This is a genomic window from Pseudidiomarina andamanensis (assembly GCF_009734345.1).
Taxonomy (GTDB): Bacteria; Pseudomonadota; Gammaproteobacteria; order Enterobacterales; family Alteromonadaceae; genus Pseudidiomarina; species Pseudidiomarina andamanensis.
Genome location: NZ_CP032551.1, coordinates 2,148,463 through 2,166,584 on the forward strand (window position 1 = coordinate 2,148,463; position 18,122 = coordinate 2,166,584).

Consider the following 18,122-nt stretch of genomic DNA (forward strand, 5'->3'; position numbering starts at 1 on the left):
CGGACTTTTAACTTAAGTTAAGGAAAAGTCATGGCAAAAGAAAAATTTGAACGTTCCAAACCGCACGTTAACGTCGGTACTATCGGCCACGTTGACCACGGTAAAACTACTCTGACCGCTGCGATCACCACAGTATTGGCGAAAACCTACGGTGGTTCAGCACGTGCATTCGATCAAATCGATAACGCACCAGAAGAAAAAGCGCGTGGTATTACCATCGCAACTTCACACGTAGAGTACGATACTCCATCACGTCACTACGCACACGTAGACTGCCCAGGGCACGCTGACTATGTTAAAAACATGATCACCGGTGCTGCGCAGATGGACGGCGCTATCTTGGTAGTAGCTGCAACTGACGGCCCAATGCCACAAACGCGTGAGCACATCTTGTTGTCACGTCAGGTAGGCGTTCCATACATCATCGTTTTCATGAACAAATGTGACATGGTAGACGACGAAGAGTTGTTGGAATTGGTAGAGATGGAAGTACGTGAACTTCTTTCTGAGTACGATTTCCCAGGCGACGATTTGCCAGTAATCCAAGGTTCAGCATTGAAAGCATTGGAAGGCGAAGAGAAGTGGGAAAAGAAAATCATCGAATTGGCAGAAGCTTTGGATTCATACATCCCAGAGCCAGAGCGTGATATCGACAAGCCGTTCATCATGCCAATCGAAGACGTATTCTCAATCTCTGGCCGTGGTACAGTAGTAACTGGTCGTGTAGAGCGTGGTATCGTTCGCACTGGTGACGAAGTAGAAATCGTAGGTATCCAAGATACGACGAAGACGACTGTAACTGGTGTTGAAATGTTCCGTAAATTGCTTGACGAAGGTCGTGCAGGCGAGAACATCGGTGCCTTGTTGCGTGGTACTAAGCGTGACGAGATCCAACGTGGTCAAGTATTGGCGAAGCCAGGTTCAATCACGCCACACACTCAGTTTGAAGCTGAAGTGTACGTATTGACCAAAGAAGAAGGTGGTCGTCACACCCCATTCTTCAAAGGCTACCGTCCACAGTTCTACTTCCGTACCACTGACGTAACTGGCGCAGTACAGTTACCAGAAGGCGTAGAAATGGTCATGCCAGGCGACAACCTGAAGTTCGTAGTCGAACTGATTCACCCAATCGCAATGGACGAAGGTCTTCGTTTCGCGATTCGTGAAGGTGGTCGTACAGTAGGCGCAGGCGTTGTATCTAAGATCATCGCTTAATGCGTAGCCCGGCGTTCTACGCCGGGTTGTTTAGAAAGGGGAGCTTCGGCTCCCTTTTTTATTTCTGAGAGCGTTACTCGTTATTCGATCGCTGCGCTTGTCGTTATTCGTTAAAGCAAAACACTAAAGACGAATAACGAATAACGAATAACGAATAACGAATAACGCTTTTGCAGTTTCCCTTGACTTTGAAGGCTGATGTGTGAAGGATACACAAGAGTTTGACGGAGTAAATGAAGCCTTGAAGTACTTAATAACTATAATAACAATACTATCTGGTTTGTTTTTTCATGCGACTGCGGAGCCGATTCAGGTTCGCGTTGCTGCTTACGAGTACCCACCATATTACTCTGAAAACATGCAATCGCATTTGGTCGGTGAAATTATTGATGCCTTGAACCAAATGCAACGCGAGTACCACTTCACACTTGAACCGATTGCCCCGAATGCCCGTTATGATGCTCTAAGTGCTGAAGGTTGCTGCGATTTGATGTTATTTGAAGATATAGCTTGGGGATGGCGTAACCAAGAAATTGACCTTCATGTTACCGAACCATTATTGATAGGTCGTGAGCGTTTTGTCACGCTGAAACATCTTAACCGTGACCAGCGTTTCTTCGAGACAAAAGGGCTACGATTTGGCGGCATTGTTGGGTATCACTATCCGTTTGCTGAGAACGAGAAAGACCATCGTATTTTGGAAGAAAAATACGGCATTTATTTAGGCCACTCGCATGAAGTGAATTTGCAGATGTTATTGAATGGGCGACTCGATCTCATCATGCTTTCTGATCAGTATCTTGCCGCACGAGTTTCTAAAACCGTAAGAGAGCAATTACTCGTTTCTGACAAGCCATATGGCGTTTTCAATATGGCGACCATCATCAATAAGAACAAGAAAGTAGATGCGTTGCGCGTCGAACGTTTCATTACGAATTTGCAAAAGAATGGGACGCTTAAAACTATTTTTAAGCGCTTTCACTTAAAGACAGCAAGCAACAACAATAGTTAGTAGACGCTAAGACCCAGTTTGTTGGCTAGTTCACGAATCATAAACATCCCTCGAGCTGAGTTGCCGTAATTATTAAGCGGCGGGCTCCACGCAGTAATCACACCATAGTCTGGAACGATGGCAACGATGCCACCGCCAACCCCACTCTTCGCTGGTAAGCCAACGGTGAATGCGAATTGACCTGATTGATCGTACATGCCACTGGTACTCAACAACGCATTGATGCGCTGCGCGTTACGGTGTGAAGTGATTTGTGCGCCGCTACGCGGGCATTTACCACGGTTGGCAAGAAAAGCCAAACTGCGAGCGAGCTGTTCGGTTGTCATTGTTAGAGCGCATTGCCAGAAATAGTGGTCTAAAACTTCTTCAACATCCGCTTCAATGTTGCCAAAGCTCTTCATTAAGTAAGCAAGAGCTGCATTGCGAGCTCCGTGCGCGCGTTCTGACTCATGCACGCGGGAATCGACACAAACATCTTCGCTACCACACAAACCGCGCACCATACTGAGCAACGCTGATTTACTGGCAGAATAGTGACTCACTAAAACGTCGCTGACTAATAGCGCTCCGGCATTGATCATCGGGTTACGCGGTATTCCCTTTTCCCATTCCAACTGAACGATAGAATTAAAGGGTTGTCCGGAAGGCTCCATTTGAACCCGCTCCCATAGCGGGTCGCCAAGGCGTTCCATGGCGAGCATCAAACCAAAGATTTTAGAAATCGACTGAATAGAGAATACTTGGTCGGAATCGCCAACCGAAGTCACCTTGCCATCGAGTGTCGCGACGGTGAGAGCGCAGTAGTCAGACTTTACTTCTGCCAGTGCTGGGATGTAATCAGCAACCTTGCCATCGTTCACCGAGAACGCTTGTTGAAGAATACTCTCCAACAAGGGTTTTAAATTATCCGGTGCATGGATGGATTGACCACCACTGATCACATCTGTCGTCATGATTACCCTAACATTGGTTTTAAGAAACGTGCGGTATGCGATGCTTCACAAGTCACGATATCTTCCGGTGCGCCTGCCGTCAAAATTTCACCACCACCAGAACCGCCTTCAGGGCCTAGATCAATGATCCAATCTGCGGTTTTAATCACGTCAAGGTTGTGTTCAATAATCACGATGGTGTTGCCGTGGTCGCGCAAACGATGCAAGACAGTTAATAACTGTTGAATATCGTGGAAGTGCAAACCAGTCGTCGGCTCGTCTAAAATGTACAAGGTCTTGCCGGTGTCTCGCTTCGATAACTCACGCGCCAATTTAACGCGCTGCGCTTCACCGCCTGACAACGTTGTCGCACTTTGACCAAGACGAATATAAGACAAACCAACATCGATAAGCGTCTGCAGCTTGCGTGCAATCGCTGGTATCGGTGCAAAAAACTCACGCGCGTCCTCAACGGTCATATCTAACACTTCGTGAATACTCTTGCCTTTGTATTTAATCTCTAAAGTCTCACGGTTATAACGCTTACCCTTACACACATCACAGGGTACATACACGTCTGGCAAGAAGTGCATCTCTACCTTAATTACACCATCGCCTTGGCACGCCTCACAGCGACCACCACGCACGTTAAAGCTAAATCGACCGACTTTGTACCCACGTGAGCGCGCTTCTTCGGTACCAGCGTATAACTCACGAATTGGCGTAAAGATACCGGTATAGGTTGCCGGGTTAGAACGCGGCGTGCGGCCGATAGGGCTCTGATCAATATCAACCACTTTGTCTAGGAACTGCATGCCATCAATGCTCTCATACGGAGCTGGTTCGTTAGCTGTGGCCTTATTGAGCTCGCGGTGCGCAATGCGGAATAGGGTATCGTTAATCAACGTTGACTTGCCGGAGCCGGAAACACCAGTCACACAGGTCATCAGGCCAATTGGGATTTCAGCATTCACATGCTTTAGGTTATTACCGGTAGCACCATTGAGTTTAACCCAGTGTTTACCGGGCTTATGGCGTTTCGTCGGTACCGCAATTTCTTTACGACCCGATAGGTAATCGCCCGTTAACGAGTCTTCATTGGTAAGGATTTCTTCATAGTGACCTTGCGCTATCACTTGACCACCATGAACCCCAGCGCCAGGGCCAATATCAATCACGTGGTCAGCGGCGCGAATCGCATCTTCATCGTGTTCAACCACAATCACGGTATTACCGAGGTCTCGTAAGCGCGTGAGCGTGCTTAATAGACGTTCGTTATCGCGTTGATGTAGGCCAATCGACGGCTCATCGAGTACGTACATCACGCCAACCAAACCGGCACCAATTTGCGACGCCAATCGAATACGTTGCGCTTCACCACCGGAGAGGGTCTCTGCACTACGTGACAAGCTCAAATAGTTTAAGCCGACGTTGACGAGAAAGCCGAGACGGTCGTTAATTTCTTTCAGAATTTTCTCGGCTATTTTTGCACGCTGCCCCTCTAGTTCGAGTTCTTGGAAGAACTTCAAGGCATCGCCAATCGAGCGCTCAACCACCTGTGGTAGTGTTGTGTCATTCACAAACACGTGCCGGGCTTCTTGGCGTAAACGTGTGCCACCACAACTCTTACATGGCTGCGATGCGAGATATTTCGACAAGTCTTCACGAACGGCCATTGAGTCGGTTTCGCGATAACGGCGTTGCATATTAGGAATAATCCCTTCAAATGCATGTGTGCGCGCAACACGGTCGCCACGATCGTTCATGTAAGTAAATTCGATTTCTTCTTTACCGCTACCAAATAACACGACTTGTTGATGCTTCTCGTCGAGACTTGCAAACGGCTTATTCAGGTCAAACTTGTAGTGACGCGACAGCGATTGCAACATTTGATAGTAATAGAAATTACGTTTGTCCCAGCCACGAATAGCACCGCCAGTGAGACTAAGCTCTGGATTAGTGACCACTTTGGCAGGATCAAAGAATTGTTCAATACCTAAACCATCACACGAGCCACAGGCACCAGCTGGGTTGTTAAACGAGAATAACCGCGGTTCAAGTTCTTGCATGCTGTAGCCACAATGCGGGCAGGCGAAGTTAGCTGAGAAGACAATATCTTCAACGCTCGAATCGCCTTCCATCGGCACCACAAGTGCCGTACCACCACTCAACTCAAGGGCCGTTTCAAACGATTCGGCAAGGCGCAACTCAAGCCCCTCGCGAACTTTAATGCGGTCAACCACCACCTCGATGGTGTGTTTTTTCTGAAGCTCAAGTTTGGGAGGATCACTCAAGTCACAAAGCTCACCGTCGATGCGGGCTCGAATAAAGCCTTGCGCGGCAAGATTCTCGAGAACCTTGGTGTGCTCACCTTTCCGCTCTTGAATAATTGGCGCGACAATCATCAATTTTTCGCCTTCTGGTAAGGCAAGTACTTGGTCCACCATTTGCGAAATGGTTTGCGCCGCCAAAGTGACATTGTGCGTTGGGCAGCGAGGTTCACCCACGCGCGCAAACATTAAGCGCAAGTAGTCATAAATTTCGGTAATGGTACCGACAGTTGAGCGCGGGTTGTGCGATGTTGATTTTTGCTCAATGGAAATCGCCGGCGATAAACCTTCGATGCTGTCGACATCAGGCTTTTCCATTAACGATAAAAACTGGCGTGCATAAGCCGACAGTGACTCAACGTAACGACGTTGTCCTTCAGCATATAACGTATCAAAAGCTAACGAAGATTTTCCCGAGCCAGACAGTCCTGTTATGACCACCAATTTGTCGCGCGGAATGGTCACGTTAATGTTTTTCAGGTTGTGGGTGCGGGCACCGCGGATTTCTATTTTATCCATGAGAATTACAACTCTCCGTTGCCAATGACAAGCAATTGAATGAAACGAGTATTATCGCACAACCGATACCTTCTGGTACAATGGCCAGCGATTTTTTCCTGCAGCAATGAGATTTTCATGCGACAGCAAAACCAAGACAATCGACTTACTCCTATTGAGCGGCGCGCCTCTGGTGCTTTAGCTGCTGTGTTTGGATTACGTATGCTCGGGCTGTTTTTGATCATGCCCGTTATTGCAATTTATGGTCAGCAGTATCCAGATTACACACCTCTGTTAATCGGTTTAGCCATTGGTGCCTATGGTCTAACCCAAGCGTTATTGCAGATTCCGCTGGGCATGTTGTCTGATCGTATTGGCCGCCGTCCCGTTATTATTGGTGGTTTATTGGTATTTGCTACGGGCAGTTTGGTGGCAGCATGGGCCGATACGCTCACCGGTGTGATAATCGGTCGTGCGTTGCAGGGTATGGGGGCAATCGCCGCCGCAATTTTGGCTTTGGCTGCCGATATTACACGCGATTCACAGCGGCCTAAAGTGATGGCCACCATTGGTATGTTTATTGGCTTGTCATTTGCGCTGGCATTAGTGTTAGGACCGTTACTTGGCGCCCAAATTGGTTTGTCTGGATTATTCTACTTCACTGCTGTAAGTGCTGTGTTCGGCATTGTGGTGCTGCTTGCTGCAGTTCCGAAGGTTGCACAGAAGTCAGCACGTGGCGATTTGATTCCATTGAAAAGTGAGCTGGGCCAACTGTTCAAAGATCCGCAATTGGCAAGATTGAATATTGGCGTGCTAGTTCTTCACTGTGTGCTCACCGCGTTTTTCGTCGTGGTGCCGTTACAGCTCATGCGCGGCGGATTAGCCGCTGATGACCATGCGTGGTTGTATTTACCAACATTAATTGCATCGTTTGCCTTTATGATTCCGATGCTGATAAAAGCCGAGCGGCAACGTCAACAGCCGCGCTATTTCCGTGTTGCCATTGGCCTAGTTATATCAGCCGTGGCGGTTATCGTATTTATCCCAGCGCATTGGACTTATTTAACTATCGCCGTTGTGCTATTTTTTACTGGTTTTAACTTCCTTGAGGCGACGTTACCAAGCTCGCTGACGCGTTTCGCGCCGGCAGGACGCAAGGGCAGTGCCAGCGGAATTTATGCCACATTCCAATTCTTAGGTGCGTTTATTGGCGGTGCTGCCGGCGGGTCAATTTATCAATATTTTGGTTTGTTAGGTGTTGGGATTTTCTGCACGGTACTGCTAGTATGCTGGTTTGCAATCAGCTTCGGCATGCAGCCGCCGCCACAGCAACAAAGCGTGAGTTTCACTTTGGGTAAATTGAATGCATCTCAAGCCGATGGTTTAGCCGAACAGTTGAGCCACGTGAACGGGGTAGAAGAAGTTCGCATTGTGGCCGACGAACAAACGGTGTATTTAAAAGTTCATAAAACTGATTACAATGATTCTGAAATAGAGGCGCACTTAGCGCCGTACCGAACATAAGCAAGTACTTAAGAAATAGTGAAGGAGCAGATGGCATGGCCAGTCGCGGCATTAATAAGGTAATTTTAATTGGTAATTTAGGCGCCGATCCAGAAGTGCGCTACACGCAGAATAATACAGCCATCGCAAACCTTTCAGTTGCCACCAGCGAAACGTGGAAAGACAAGCAAACCGGCGAGCCGCGTGAACAAACCGAGTGGCACCGTTGTGTGGCGTATCGTCGCTTAGCGGAAATTGCTGGCGAGTACCTGAAAAAGGGTTCAAAAGTTTACGTTGAAGGCCGTTTGCAAACTCGCAAGTGGCAAGGCCAAGATGGCGTTGAACGCTACACCACTGAAATTGTTATCAACGATCTGCAAATGCTAGATGGTCGCCCAGGTGGCGGACAAGGTGGCTACGGTGGTGGTCAGCAGTCAGGTGGCTTCGGTGGTCAGCAAAGCGGTGGCCAAAGCGGTTCACAAGGTGGTCAAGGCCAGGGTGGCTTCGGTGGCGGTCAGCAAGGTGGTCAGCGTCAAGCGCCAGCACAAAGCTTCAACCAGCAGCCTGCGCAGCAACCACAACAGCAAGAACCCTTCGTTCCTGATCAAGACTTCGACGACGACATTCCGTTCTAACCAGTAGAGTTATTGCGATCCCAAGTTAACAATCACTTGGTTTCGACCCTTACGTTTGCCTTCATACAGCGCCTGATCCGCGCGTATGAGGGCAACGCTCACGTCAGTATCATCCCGTTTAATTTCAGTTACCCCAAAGGTCGCAGTGACTGAAATGAGCAGATCCTTCGTTTTAATTTCGAGTTCAGCAATTCCTTTAAGAAGGGTCTTAAGCCTTGGCAACGAGGGGTGTAATTCAGTTTGATGAAGCAGCAAAACAAATTCTTCGCCACCGAGTCGAGCGACCACATCAGATGGCCGCATTGATTGTTTCAGGTATTGAGCGAGAGCTTGCAACACCATATCACCAACGTCATGTCCGTAGTCGTCGTTTATTTTTTTGAAGTGGTCGATATCAATTAGTACTAATGTCGACGGATGATTAAATCGCTCGAGGTGGTAATAAGCCAGCTTCGCCTGACTCATAAAGTAGCGTCGGTTGTAGAGCTTCGTTAACTCGTCTGTTTCGCTGAGTTCTTCTAACTGTGCCTGATACTCTTTTGCTTGCGTAATATCGCGCATGGTGCCGACAAAGTAGTCTTCGTTATTAATTTTTGTGAAGCTGGCGCGTTCGTGTACCCAACGTAGTTGGCCATCGGCGCGCACAATGCGATGCTCAAGGTTGTATTCGCCTGTCGTTTCGGCTGCAGCTAGGCTGCTATCAAAAAACTCACGGTCATCTGGATGCACAAAATTGCGAAAAGCCTCTACCGAGGGTTCTATCGAATTTGGCTCAAGACCAAGAATGTCATAAATTTTGTTCGACCAAAATAGGTCATCAAAACCAATACGTGATGTCCAATAACCTAACTGGCCTATCTCTTGCGCGCGCTCTAGAGTGATTTGCTTTTGTTCGAGCTCAAGCTCGAGTCTTTTCTCATCAGTAACATCGAAAATAACACCATGCCAGCTGGTACCGCCGTCAGGCAGACTAATTGGTGTAGCTCTTCCAGAAACCCACTTCTCTCCAACTTCAGGCAAAATTACTCGGTATTCAGATTCCCACACTGTTTCCTGTTCCGCAGACTTCAATATACTCTCTGTGACGCGCTCAACATCATCAGGATGAACACGTTTGAAAACGATAGAAGCGTCTTCACGAATTTCCTCAGGAGAGCAGCCATAAATATGGCGTACTCCCTCGCTTGCGTAAGGGAACGAGGCCCGACCATTCGGATACCACCGGAAGTCATAGATCATGCCAGGGATAGAGCTTGATAGGGCTTCAAGGCGTTCCGCTAAATTGACCGAATCCGTTACATTGATGATAGAACCAATAGTCTTTGTCACTCGACCGTTTTCAATAACCGCCCGCATACGTTCTTTCAGCCAGTAATATTGGCCGTCAGCACCACGAATTCGGTAGCGACGCGATAATGGAAGCTCCGATGCTGACTTGATCCATTGGCGCAATTTAGGCTGCATGGTCTTCGCATCAACCGGATGAATGGACTCCAGCCACCAGTGAGAAGCATTTGTAATGATATCGTCGGCATCGTGAAATAACTCCACGCGCTCTCCATACAAGTGCAATTTATCCGATTCTAAATTCCACACGAAAATAGTTGTCGTTGAGCTATCAATAATCCGTTGTAAATTCTGTTCTGTCGTTCGCGCTTGTAACTCAGCTTGCTTCTCCGCAGTAATGTCAAAATGCATGCCCACCATCCATTCTGGCTTTCCATCAGAGGTCCATGAGATGACACGACCGGTATCACGAATCCACACCCAATTGCCGTTCTTGTGTCGCATGCGAGCATCGCATCGATAGGTGGGCACCTTGCCGCTAAAGTGCAGTTCAAGCTGGGCTGCAGAATTCTCGAGATCATCGGGATGACTAAGGAATTGCCAGGTGGCTATTGAAATAGGCGCTAACTCATCGAGTGTATAGCCGACAATAGCGGCCCACATTTCATTAAAATGAGTCTCACCGGTTTGAATATTCCACTTCCAAGTGCCAGCCCCAGAGCTATCAATTATCGCTTCTAATTCATCAAGCGGATTGGTGATATTTCTCATAATGACTCACTTTGTTCTTTATTTCGTCTTAATCTAAACTAAATTAATCGCAATTGAAAAGATTTATGTCGGACGTACCGATATTGTCGTAGTATAACTATTGTTAGGCAGCAAGCTTGGCAGCTCGAGGAGTAAATACGTGACGAGACGGTTTTGGGTCATATCGCTGAGTATTTTTATGGTATTTGGCTGTCAACCTCAACACGAACCAATTAACGTGGTCGGCAATTCGTGGCTTGGCTACCAGCCAATATATGCACAATATAAATTGCACCCCGAACAACAACCACCAGGTATTCACATTACCATGCTGGTTTCCGATATTAGTGTTGTTCGCATGCTTACGAATCAGGCAGCAAGTGTCGCTATGCTGAGTTTAGATAATGCTATTAGCCTAAATTCAAGAACTAATCTCGATTTATGCATTGCTTTGGTAATGTCGAGTTCTGATGGTGCCGACGCTGTTCTTGCGAGCCCAAATTTTCTGCCAATGCTTTCAAAAGACCTGCCTATACGTGTGGGTATGGAAGATAGTGCTTTGGCACGCTATGTCGTGTCGCGCTGGATTGAGAAAAAAGCTATAGATGAGACGCGACTGCAACGTCATATTTTACTTCCTCCAGGTCACTCATCAGCATTAAAAAACGATGACGTTGATGTCATTGCAACCTATGCGCCTTTCACCCAAACCTTAAAAGAGCAGGGTGCTGAAGTTATTTTCTCAAGTCAGGAAATACCCGACGAAATTATTGATACGATTGTGATAAGACAAGATGTCTGGCTAACCCACAAAGAACGTCTACAGGCGTTTATCACGGATTCTTGGGATACCGCTTTAAGTGAGGCTCAAACACCGAATTCTGATGTGTTTAAAGCAATGATGAAGCTATCTAATTTATCTGAGAACGAACTATCTCAGACGATGGCGCAATTGAAGTTTTATGACTCACAACGTAGCCGAGAGTTTTTAGCTACGCGCTACGCCGAGGTTAGCAATATTGTTAGTAATCATCTTGCGGAAGCCGGTTTGTTTACTGCGCCACGGTCGCTACCGATCTGTGATGGTGTGTTGCAATGAAGCTACCTTTTTACCGTCGTTTAAGCCTACAAATTACCGGGCCAATTGTTTTAATCGCCTTTGCAATATTAGTCGCGTTAAGCTTTTACCTTATTCGGGCGCAGCAAGAGGAAGCTTTTGAACGTGCTGAGTTAGAACTTCGTTCGATGGTGGTGGTGGCACAAGGCTCTCTGAATCGAATGTTCGGTTTAAACCGCACTGATTCCGTTTCGGAATTGTTAAGCGAAGTTCATGTTCACCCGCGCGTTGAGAAGGCTTTCATGCTCGATAGCAACGGCAATCTCATGCGCTTTTATGCGATGAATCAGATCAGCCCAAAACTCGAACAATTTATTAGTGAGCTTCCTAAGGCTAGTTTACTGGAAGCATCGCGCTCTGGTGTTACAACCATTGATTATCACTCGAATCACAAACACTTTGTTGCAATAGTACCAGTGGTTCCGCCCGGTCAATTAAGTGCGCAGTTACGGCGCAACTTATTTGTTGTGGAGTACCGCCACGATGATACATGGTATCAATTGAGTTCGTTGGCGGCTAATGAGCTGGGCGCATTTCTAGTCATTTTGGTGTTATTAGGGTTATTACTTTGGTTTGGTTTGCAATTTGTCATTGCACGCCCCGTTAAAAGCATCGTAACGGCACTCGATAGATTTTCAAAACGAGAATCGATTGGTGATATTAAGGTGCCTTCGTATAACGAAATTGGTTTACTTTGGGAAACACTAAAAGGTGCAGCCAAATCACGAGAAGACTACGAAATTCAGCTACGTAAATTATCTGCCGCAGTTGAACAAAGTAGTGATTGTATTGTGATTACTGATCTTGATGCTCGCATTGAATACGTGAATAAAACATTTACTGATATTACCGGCTATTTAGCTGATGAAGTCATTGGTTTGAACCCTAAGGTACTTGCTTCAGGTAATACACCTAAAGGCACCTATGAAGCGATGTGGAGTGCATTGACCCAAGGTAAGGTTTGGGAAGGCGAGTTATTCAATTGTAGAAAAGATGGTACCGAATATCGAGAGTGGGCAATCATTTCGCCGTTAAGAAATGAATATGGCGAAATTACCAATTTTCTCGCTAGCAAACAAAACATTACTGAACGCAGAGCTGCCGAGGCCCAGGTCAACTACCTCGCGTACTTTGATGTATTAACTGGCTTACCAAACCGCACACAGTGCACTGAACTATTAAGTAAAATGCTTCAGTCTCGTGAGCCTCGTAATTACGGTGCCGTGGTGTTGCTCGATGTGGATGGCTTGCAGCGCATTAATGACGTTCGCGGATTCGAATTTGGCGATCAGGTGTTATTGACTTTGAAAGAACGTTTAAGCCAAGTGGTATTGCATGAAACAGGTGCAAAGCTTGGTAATCTCGGTGGTGATTTGTTTGCGTTGCTGCTAAGCGCTACAGGTGAGCGTGAGCATATTCTGGCACATACGCAAGTCTTGGTGAAAGAGGCGCTTGATGAAGTGAGTAAACCGCTCATGGTTGAAGGCGAGCGCATTATTGTTACCGCAAGCGCCGGCATGGTGATGTACCCTGAATATGGTGATACGCCCGAGTCGATTATACGTCACGCTGAAACTGCGGTTCATCACGCGAAAGAAGCCGGTGGGAATCAGTTGATGGTTTATAACCCATCGTATAGCTACGCACTTGAGCAACATTTTGAGATTGAGCGTGCGCTTCGAGAAGCAGTTGGTAGCGAGCAGCTTCAGCTACATATGCAACCGCAGCAACTTGCCAACGGTTCTATTATAGGTGTTGAATTATTGTGTCGCTGGCAGCACCCGGAACTTGGAGCTGTATCGCCTGGAGTCTTTATTCCAATCGCTGAAAAAAGCGACCTCATTGTGCATTTAGGCAAGTGGATTGTTACACGAGCACTCGAAATTGCTTCTGAATTACCAGAGCATTTGACGATTGCAATCAACATCAGCCCACGACATTTCCGCAAGTATGACTTTGTTTATTTTATTGAGCGCCAATTAGTTCGCAATGGCATTGCGCCCAACCGATTAATTTTAGAAATCACTGAGAATCTTTTAGTTGATGATATTCAGGATATTACATTGAAGATGAAAACGCTGAAGGAAACCGGCGTCCAGTTTTCAATTGATGATTTCGGTACGGGATACTCATCACTGAGTTACCTGACAACATTACCCATTGATGAATTAAAAATCGATCAGGGTTTCGTGCAAGGCATTGGTTCTTCAAACCAAGAGAAAATTGTCGAAACGATTATTTCGATGGGGCAGCATTTAGGTTTACGCATTGTAGCTGAGGGTGTGGAAACGAAAGAACAACTAAATTTCCTAGAACGCCTCTCAAATGACGTTGTCTGCCAAGGTTATTATTTTCATAAACCCATGTCATTAGATGACTTCAAAGCCAAAACAATGAGAGGCGTAAATTAACGCCTCTCGAATTTTTGATTTAGCTAACCCCGTGCTCTGCAGCAACCTTATCAAAGTATTCTAATGCTTGCTTCGCGTAGGCGCGTTTCGCAATGTAGTCACCCGCAAAAAAGTTTTTCTTAAAGCCATAAGCAACCATATCTTTTAAACGTTTTAACGGCACATCGACAGCACTTAACGCGAGTTCATATTCTTGCGTCACGGTAGTGCGCGAAACCAGTCGGTTATCGGTACAAATGACAGTCGCTAATCGGTTCGCATACATGTGTTTAAAGTTATGATGACTCACGTCACCAATATCTGGGTTTGTTTGTAGGTTACTAGTAATACACACCTCAATAGCGATGCGACGGTCGGCAACAAATGACGCTAACCGATGCGCGTAATCTTCTTTGTCGCTAATTGCGGGGTCTTGTATCATATCCGGCGAGAACAGTGAGTAACCATGCCCTAAACGGTCAGCGTAACACTGTGTGAGTGCTTCAAAAATACTTTCAGCGCCGTAGGCTTCGCCGGCATGGACGGTCTTCAGCAAGAAGTTCTGATGCGCATACTCGTAGACTTCTTTGAAATCATGTGCGGGGTAACCCATTTCTTGCCCGGCGATATCTAAACCAACAATTGGCAAGCCTTCTTCATCACGTAAACGCACACTGGCGCGGATCATTTCCATGGCCGCGGTTTTAATCACTTGCTTTGGTTCATGGTCGCGCAACATTTGGAATAGTTGCGTGTAGTATGGCGAGAACCCTTTTTTGCCGAACATACGCATGGCACAGTTGATGATACCGTAATCAAACGGTGGTTTACTGCCATTCTGAACCTCCGGCTGTGCATTGTATTCTAATTTAGCGCGCTTTAAGCCTTTGTTCGTGGTGTGCATAACGGTGTCAAAATCGATGCCACGAGCGGGGTCCATCATTAGTTGCGGCGCAAAGCGCACTTCAATGTAGATAACACCCTCAGCAATATTATCTTGAGCTAATTCATACGCAGCTTGCTCGAGATTTTCCATATCGCGCAGTACGGCACAGGTATATTGGAAGCCATTCAAGTACTCACCTAAATTTTGATACGACTCTTTAAACACGAGGTCGTAAAGGCCTTCTACCGTGTAGGACGGTAGCTCAATACCACTACGCTTTGCCATTTCAATTAAGCCATCCGGACGTAAGCTACCGTCCAAGTGCAAATGCAGGTCGGCTTTTGGCATAGCTTTTAAGAAGGCGTGAGAATAAGGTGTGGTCATGAGCTTCTCCTGTTTAAATTTCACAAAGTATATCAAAACAAAAGGCGTTAATCGTTACTGGTTGTTCGTTATTCGTGGGAAAGAAAAAGAGTGGATATTAGCTATTGGATATTAGATATTAGAAAGACACTTCGAATAACCAATAACGATGAACGAATAACGATTCTATGGCTTCACTTTATTTTACTTACTCGGCAATGAATGCCGGTAAAAGCACGTCGCTACTCCAAGTGGCACACAACTACGAAGAGCGAGACCAACACGTGTTACTGCTGACTCCGTCAATTGATGACCGAGCTGGGCATGGGCGCATTGCGTCGCGGCTGGGGATTGATCGTGAAGCATTAGCATTTTCAAACACGACAGATTTAGCGGCATTGATTGAAGCGCGGCATCAACGTAAACACATTGATTGTGTGCTGATTGACGAGGCGCAATTTCTAACCGAAACGCAGGTGTGGCAGCTTACTGACGTGGTCGATCGCGTTGATATTCCGGTAATGTGTTACGGTATCCGCAGTGACGCATTTGGCAAAGCTTTTCCAGGTAGTGCTGTATTACTTGCTGTGGCTGATAAATTGGCAGAGATGAAAACCATTTGTTTCTGTGGTCGTAAAGCCACCATGAATCTTCGCATCGACGCCGAAGGCAACGCAGTAAGAGCTGGTGATCAAATTGCTATCGGCGGCAATGATCGTTACATCTCGTGCTGTCGTAAACATTGGAAAGAGCGACTCGGCCTTTAATCGTAAAATAATTAATCACATCAATTGCTTTGGGAAAAGTCTGCTACTATTTAAACAGAAGTTGAATTTACTCAAAGTGGAGTGTCCATGAAACCAGCACCGATACCGAACAATGAGTCAGAACGGTTGCACTTGTTACATGAGCTCGACATTCTCGATACCGAGCCAGAGCCGGTATTTGATCATATTACGCGATTTGTTAAGCAATTATTTGATGTTGATGCTGCTCTCATTACACTCGTCGATAGCGAACGACAATGGTTCAAGTCAAAAATTGGCTTTCAAGAATGTGAAACACCCCGTGAAGTTTCTTTTTGTGGTCATGCGATTCTGCAAGGCACCATCATGGTGGTTGAAGATGCCACGCAAGACGAACGTTTTGCAGATAATCCATTTGTTGTTGCGGCAGAGGGGGTGCGTTTTTATGCCGGTGCGCCGCTGGAACTCAAACCCGGTATTATTATTGGCACACTGTGCATTGTTGACTCCAAGCCCCGCCAATTTTCTGCGCAGCAAAGACAATGGTTAGAAAGTCTCGCTGAATGGGTCAAGAACGAGCTAACGAATCGCTACGCAATCAGTAATTATGAACAAGAGCGCCAAGTTCTTGCTGAAGGGCCAATTGCTGCGGTTGTCTGGCAAGTAGAGCCAGAAGCTCATTTAATCTACGCGGCTGCAAATGTCGAAAAAGTACTCGGTTATTCGCGTGACCACTTGCTGAGTCCGGCAGTTAATTATGAATCCATCGTACACCGCGCCGACCGCTCCGAACTACTGGCACGAATGCAAGCAGTCTTAGATGGTAAACAACCCTCTTTGGAACTTGAGTATCGGGTGATCACGCCAGAAAATGAGCTTCGCTGGGTACAGCATTATGCGCGCGCTGATTATGACAGCCAAGGGCACATCGTCAGAGTGCGCGGTTATTTGCATGACAATACCAAGCGCAAACAGCTCGAACTCAGCTTACAACAAGCGAACCAGAGCTTTGCGTTGGCCCTTGCGGCAGGCAACTTAGCAACTTGGGATTGGCAACTGCTCAAACAATCCGTCAATGTTAATCACACATGTGCTGAAATACTTGGGCGTGACGAAAGCTATTCGCAGCAAAATCGTTGGGCGCAATTAATCCACCCCGACGACTTTCAAGCAACACGTACGGCATTGCAACGTCATCTAAAAGGTCTTGATGAACGCTTTGAAGCACGTTTTCGTTTGCAACACGCTGATGGTCATTATATTTGGCTGCACAGTATCGGCAAAGTCATTGAGTCTGATGAACAAGGTTTAGCGGTGCGAATGGTTGGCATTCATCACGACATCACCGCAGAAGTTGCTAACGAGGAACGTCGCCGTCAACAAGAGACCATCTTAAATCTCGTAACTGCCGTACAGCATGAGTTTCTGTTCGTGAAAGAGTTCAGCGAAGTCTGTGATATCGCACTGCCGCAATTGATGGCGCTTACCCACAGTGATGTTGGTATCATCGGTGAGCTCCCCGGTAATTCATATACGCACGATTTACTCTGGTTGCATGGCGTTCGTCGCTACGATGATGACAAGAAAAATCGAGCCTATCAGAAACTAATTCAACAAGGCTTAGAAGTTGAGGTGACGGGGCGTGTCATCCGCCAAGTGTTGAGTGACGGCGAAGCGCAACTCTGCCCTTATCCGGTTCAAAAGGATGAAGTGTTACTTCAACCCATAGACTTACCAGAATTTGATAATGCATATTTACTGCCACTGTTTTTCAATCGTGAAGTGGTCGGTATCTTATTATTGGCGAATAGCACAACCGGATACACCCCAGATTTGTTGTTAACTCTTGAACCGATACTCAATACGTTGGGAACTCTGATGCACTTCCGTCGTATCGAGGAGCAACGGCTATCGGCAACCGAAGAGTTGCGCCGTATGGCAACGACTGACGAGCTTACGCAAGTCGCAAATCGACGCATTTTTCTTGAAACGGCGGAACAAAAATTTAATGAGCAACATCGGTACGATGTGCCCGTGAGTGTAGCGATTATCGATTTAGACCATTTCAAAAGTGTGAATGATACCTATGGTCATGCTGCTGGTGATAACGTATTGAAGCAATTCGCCGATATTACTCGAGAGACATTACGAGATGGTGATTTACTTGGCCGACAAGGCGGCGAAGAGTTTGCCATACTGTTGCCGCATGCAGATATTGACCAAGCGATGTTAGTGGCCGAGCGCGTGCGCACACGTGTTGAACAAGCATTGTTCGAATGGCAGGGGCAGCGCATCCCGGTATCGGTGAGTATTGGCGTTGCTCAGCTGGTTGCCACCGACAAAGATACCGATCGTTGGTTTGCCCGAGCAGATAAGGCGCTTTACGAAGCAAAATCTGAAGGACGGAATCGCTGTATTGCTGCAAAAGAGGTATAATATTGCGTAATTAATCAGCGCA

General features: G+C 46.7%; 12 protein-coding genes. 8 read left to right on the forward strand and 4 right to left on the reverse strand.

The window, feature by feature from the left end:
* The first annotated feature begins 30 nt into the window (after positions 1-30).
* Together tuf and D3795_RS10245 are read left to right on the forward strand one after the other, a co-directional pair.
* Positions 31-1,215, forward strand: a complete 1,185-nt coding sequence (gene tuf / locus D3795_RS10240) for an elongation factor Tu (RefSeq protein ID WP_130202467.1) — start codon at positions 31-33, stop codon at positions 1,213-1,215.
* Positions 1,216-1,417: 202 nt separating this feature from the next.
* Positions 1,418-2,227 (forward strand): substrate-binding periplasmic protein, encoded by an 810-nt coding sequence (locus tag D3795_RS10245; RefSeq protein WP_156268472.1) that lies wholly within the window; start codon positions 1,418-1,420, stop codon positions 2,225-2,227.
* Here the strand turns inward: D3795_RS10245 and glsA are convergent.
* The gene (gene glsA / locus D3795_RS10250; protein ID WP_156268474.1) at positions 2,224-3,180 is read right to left on the reverse strand and encodes a glutaminase A; all 957 of its coding nucleotides are present in this window, start codon (positions 3,178-3,180) and stop codon (positions 2,224-2,226) included. The genes D3795_RS10245 and glsA overlap by 4 nt on opposite strands.
* A 2-nt stretch (positions 3,181-3,182) precedes the next feature.
* Positions 3,183-6,008, reverse strand: coding sequence for an excinuclease ABC subunit UvrA (uvrA, locus tag D3795_RS10255; RefSeq protein ID WP_156268476.1), 2,826 nt, complete (start codon positions 6,006-6,008; stop codon positions 3,183-3,185).
* 117 nt (positions 6,009-6,125) lie between these two features.
* Between uvrA and D3795_RS10260 the strand changes: the two genes are divergently transcribed.
* Both D3795_RS10260 and ssb read left to right on the forward strand, forming a co-directional pair.
* Positions 6,126-7,511, forward strand: a complete 1,386-nt coding sequence (locus tag D3795_RS10260; protein WP_156268478.1) for an MFS transporter — start codon at positions 6,126-6,128, stop codon at positions 7,509-7,511.
* A gap of 35 nt (positions 7,512-7,546) precedes the next feature.
* The gene (ssb, locus tag D3795_RS10265) at positions 7,547-8,125 is read left to right on the forward strand and encodes a single-stranded DNA-binding protein (protein WP_126759595.1); all 579 of its coding nucleotides are present in this window, start codon (positions 7,547-7,549) and stop codon (positions 8,123-8,125) included.
* Between the two features lie 9 nt (positions 8,126-8,134).
* On the opposite strand, the gene D3795_RS10270 is transcribed toward ssb, so the two are convergent.
* On the reverse strand, positions 8,135-10,183 hold the full coding sequence (locus tag D3795_RS10270) for a sensor domain-containing diguanylate cyclase (RefSeq protein WP_156268480.1): 2,049 nt from the start codon (positions 10,181-10,183) through the stop codon (positions 8,135-8,137).
* A gap of 139 nt (positions 10,184-10,322) precedes the next feature.
* Between D3795_RS10270 and D3795_RS10275 the strand changes: the two genes are divergently transcribed.
* Both D3795_RS10275 and D3795_RS10280 read left to right on the forward strand, forming a co-directional pair.
* Positions 10,323-11,261: a type 2 periplasmic-binding domain-containing protein gene (locus D3795_RS10275; protein ID WP_156268482.1), complete on the forward strand. Its 939-nt coding sequence runs from the start codon at positions 10,323-10,325 to the stop codon at positions 11,259-11,261.
* Positions 11,258-13,690 carry a putative bifunctional diguanylate cyclase/phosphodiesterase gene (locus tag D3795_RS10280; RefSeq protein WP_156268484.1) on the forward strand — a complete coding sequence of 811 codons (2,433 nt, stop codon included), beginning with the start codon at positions 11,258-11,260 and terminating at the stop codon, positions 13,688-13,690. Before D3795_RS10275 ends, D3795_RS10280 begins: the two co-directional genes overlap by 4 nt.
* A gap of 19 nt (positions 13,691-13,709) precedes the next feature.
* Here D3795_RS10280 and D3795_RS10285 read toward each other — a convergent pair whose 3' ends face one another.
* A complete protein-coding gene (locus D3795_RS10285; RefSeq protein WP_156268486.1) occupies positions 13,710-14,939 on the reverse strand; it encodes an adenosine deaminase family protein in 1,230 nt (409 codons plus the stop codon).
* Positions 14,940-15,106: 167 nt separating this feature from the next.
* Between D3795_RS10285 and D3795_RS10290 the strand changes: the two genes are divergently transcribed.
* Both D3795_RS10290 and D3795_RS10295 read left to right on the forward strand, forming a co-directional pair.
* Positions 15,107-15,685, forward strand: a complete 579-nt coding sequence (locus D3795_RS10290) for a thymidine kinase (RefSeq protein WP_156268488.1) — start codon at positions 15,107-15,109, stop codon at positions 15,683-15,685.
* An 87-nt stretch (positions 15,686-15,772) separates the two neighbouring features.
* Positions 15,773-18,100 carry a sensor domain-containing diguanylate cyclase gene (locus D3795_RS10295; protein WP_156268490.1) on the forward strand — a complete coding sequence of 776 codons (2,328 nt, stop codon included), beginning with the start codon at positions 15,773-15,775 and terminating at the stop codon, positions 18,098-18,100.
* Positions 18,101-18,122 lie beyond the last annotated feature (22 nt).

Bases quoted from the DNA above. Each gene is read 5' to 3' on its own strand.
- tuf (WP_130202467.1), top strand. From the start codon at position 31: ATGGCAAAAGAAAAATTTGAACGTTCCAAACCGCACGTTAACGTCGGT.
- D3795_RS10290 (WP_156268488.1), top strand. From the start codon at position 15,107: ATGGCTTCACTTTATTTTACTTACTCGGCAATGAATGCCGGTAAAAGC.
- D3795_RS10270 (WP_156268480.1), bottom strand. From the start codon at position 10,183: ATGAGAAATATCACCAATCCGCTTGATGAATTAGAAGCGATAATTGAT.
- D3795_RS10285 (WP_156268486.1), bottom strand. From the start codon at position 14,939: ATGACCACACCTTATTCTCACGCCTTCTTAAAAGCTATGCCAAAAGCC.
- D3795_RS10280 (WP_156268484.1), top strand. From the start codon at position 11,258: ATGAAGCTACCTTTTTACCGTCGTTTAAGCCTACAAATTACCGGGCCA.
- uvrA (WP_156268476.1), bottom strand. From the start codon at position 6,008: ATGGATAAAATAGAAATCCGCGGTGCCCGCACCCACAACCTGAAAAAC.
- D3795_RS10295 (WP_156268490.1), top strand. From the start codon at position 15,773: ATGAAACCAGCACCGATACCGAACAATGAGTCAGAACGGTTGCACTTG.
- D3795_RS10260 (WP_156268478.1), top strand. From the start codon at position 6,126: ATGCGACAGCAAAACCAAGACAATCGACTTACTCCTATTGAGCGGCGC.
- ssb (WP_126759595.1), top strand. From the start codon at position 7,547: ATGGCCAGTCGCGGCATTAATAAGGTAATTTTAATTGGTAATTTAGGC.
- glsA (WP_156268474.1), bottom strand. From the start codon at position 3,180: ATGACGACAGATGTGATCAGTGGTGGTCAATCCATCCATGCACCGGAT.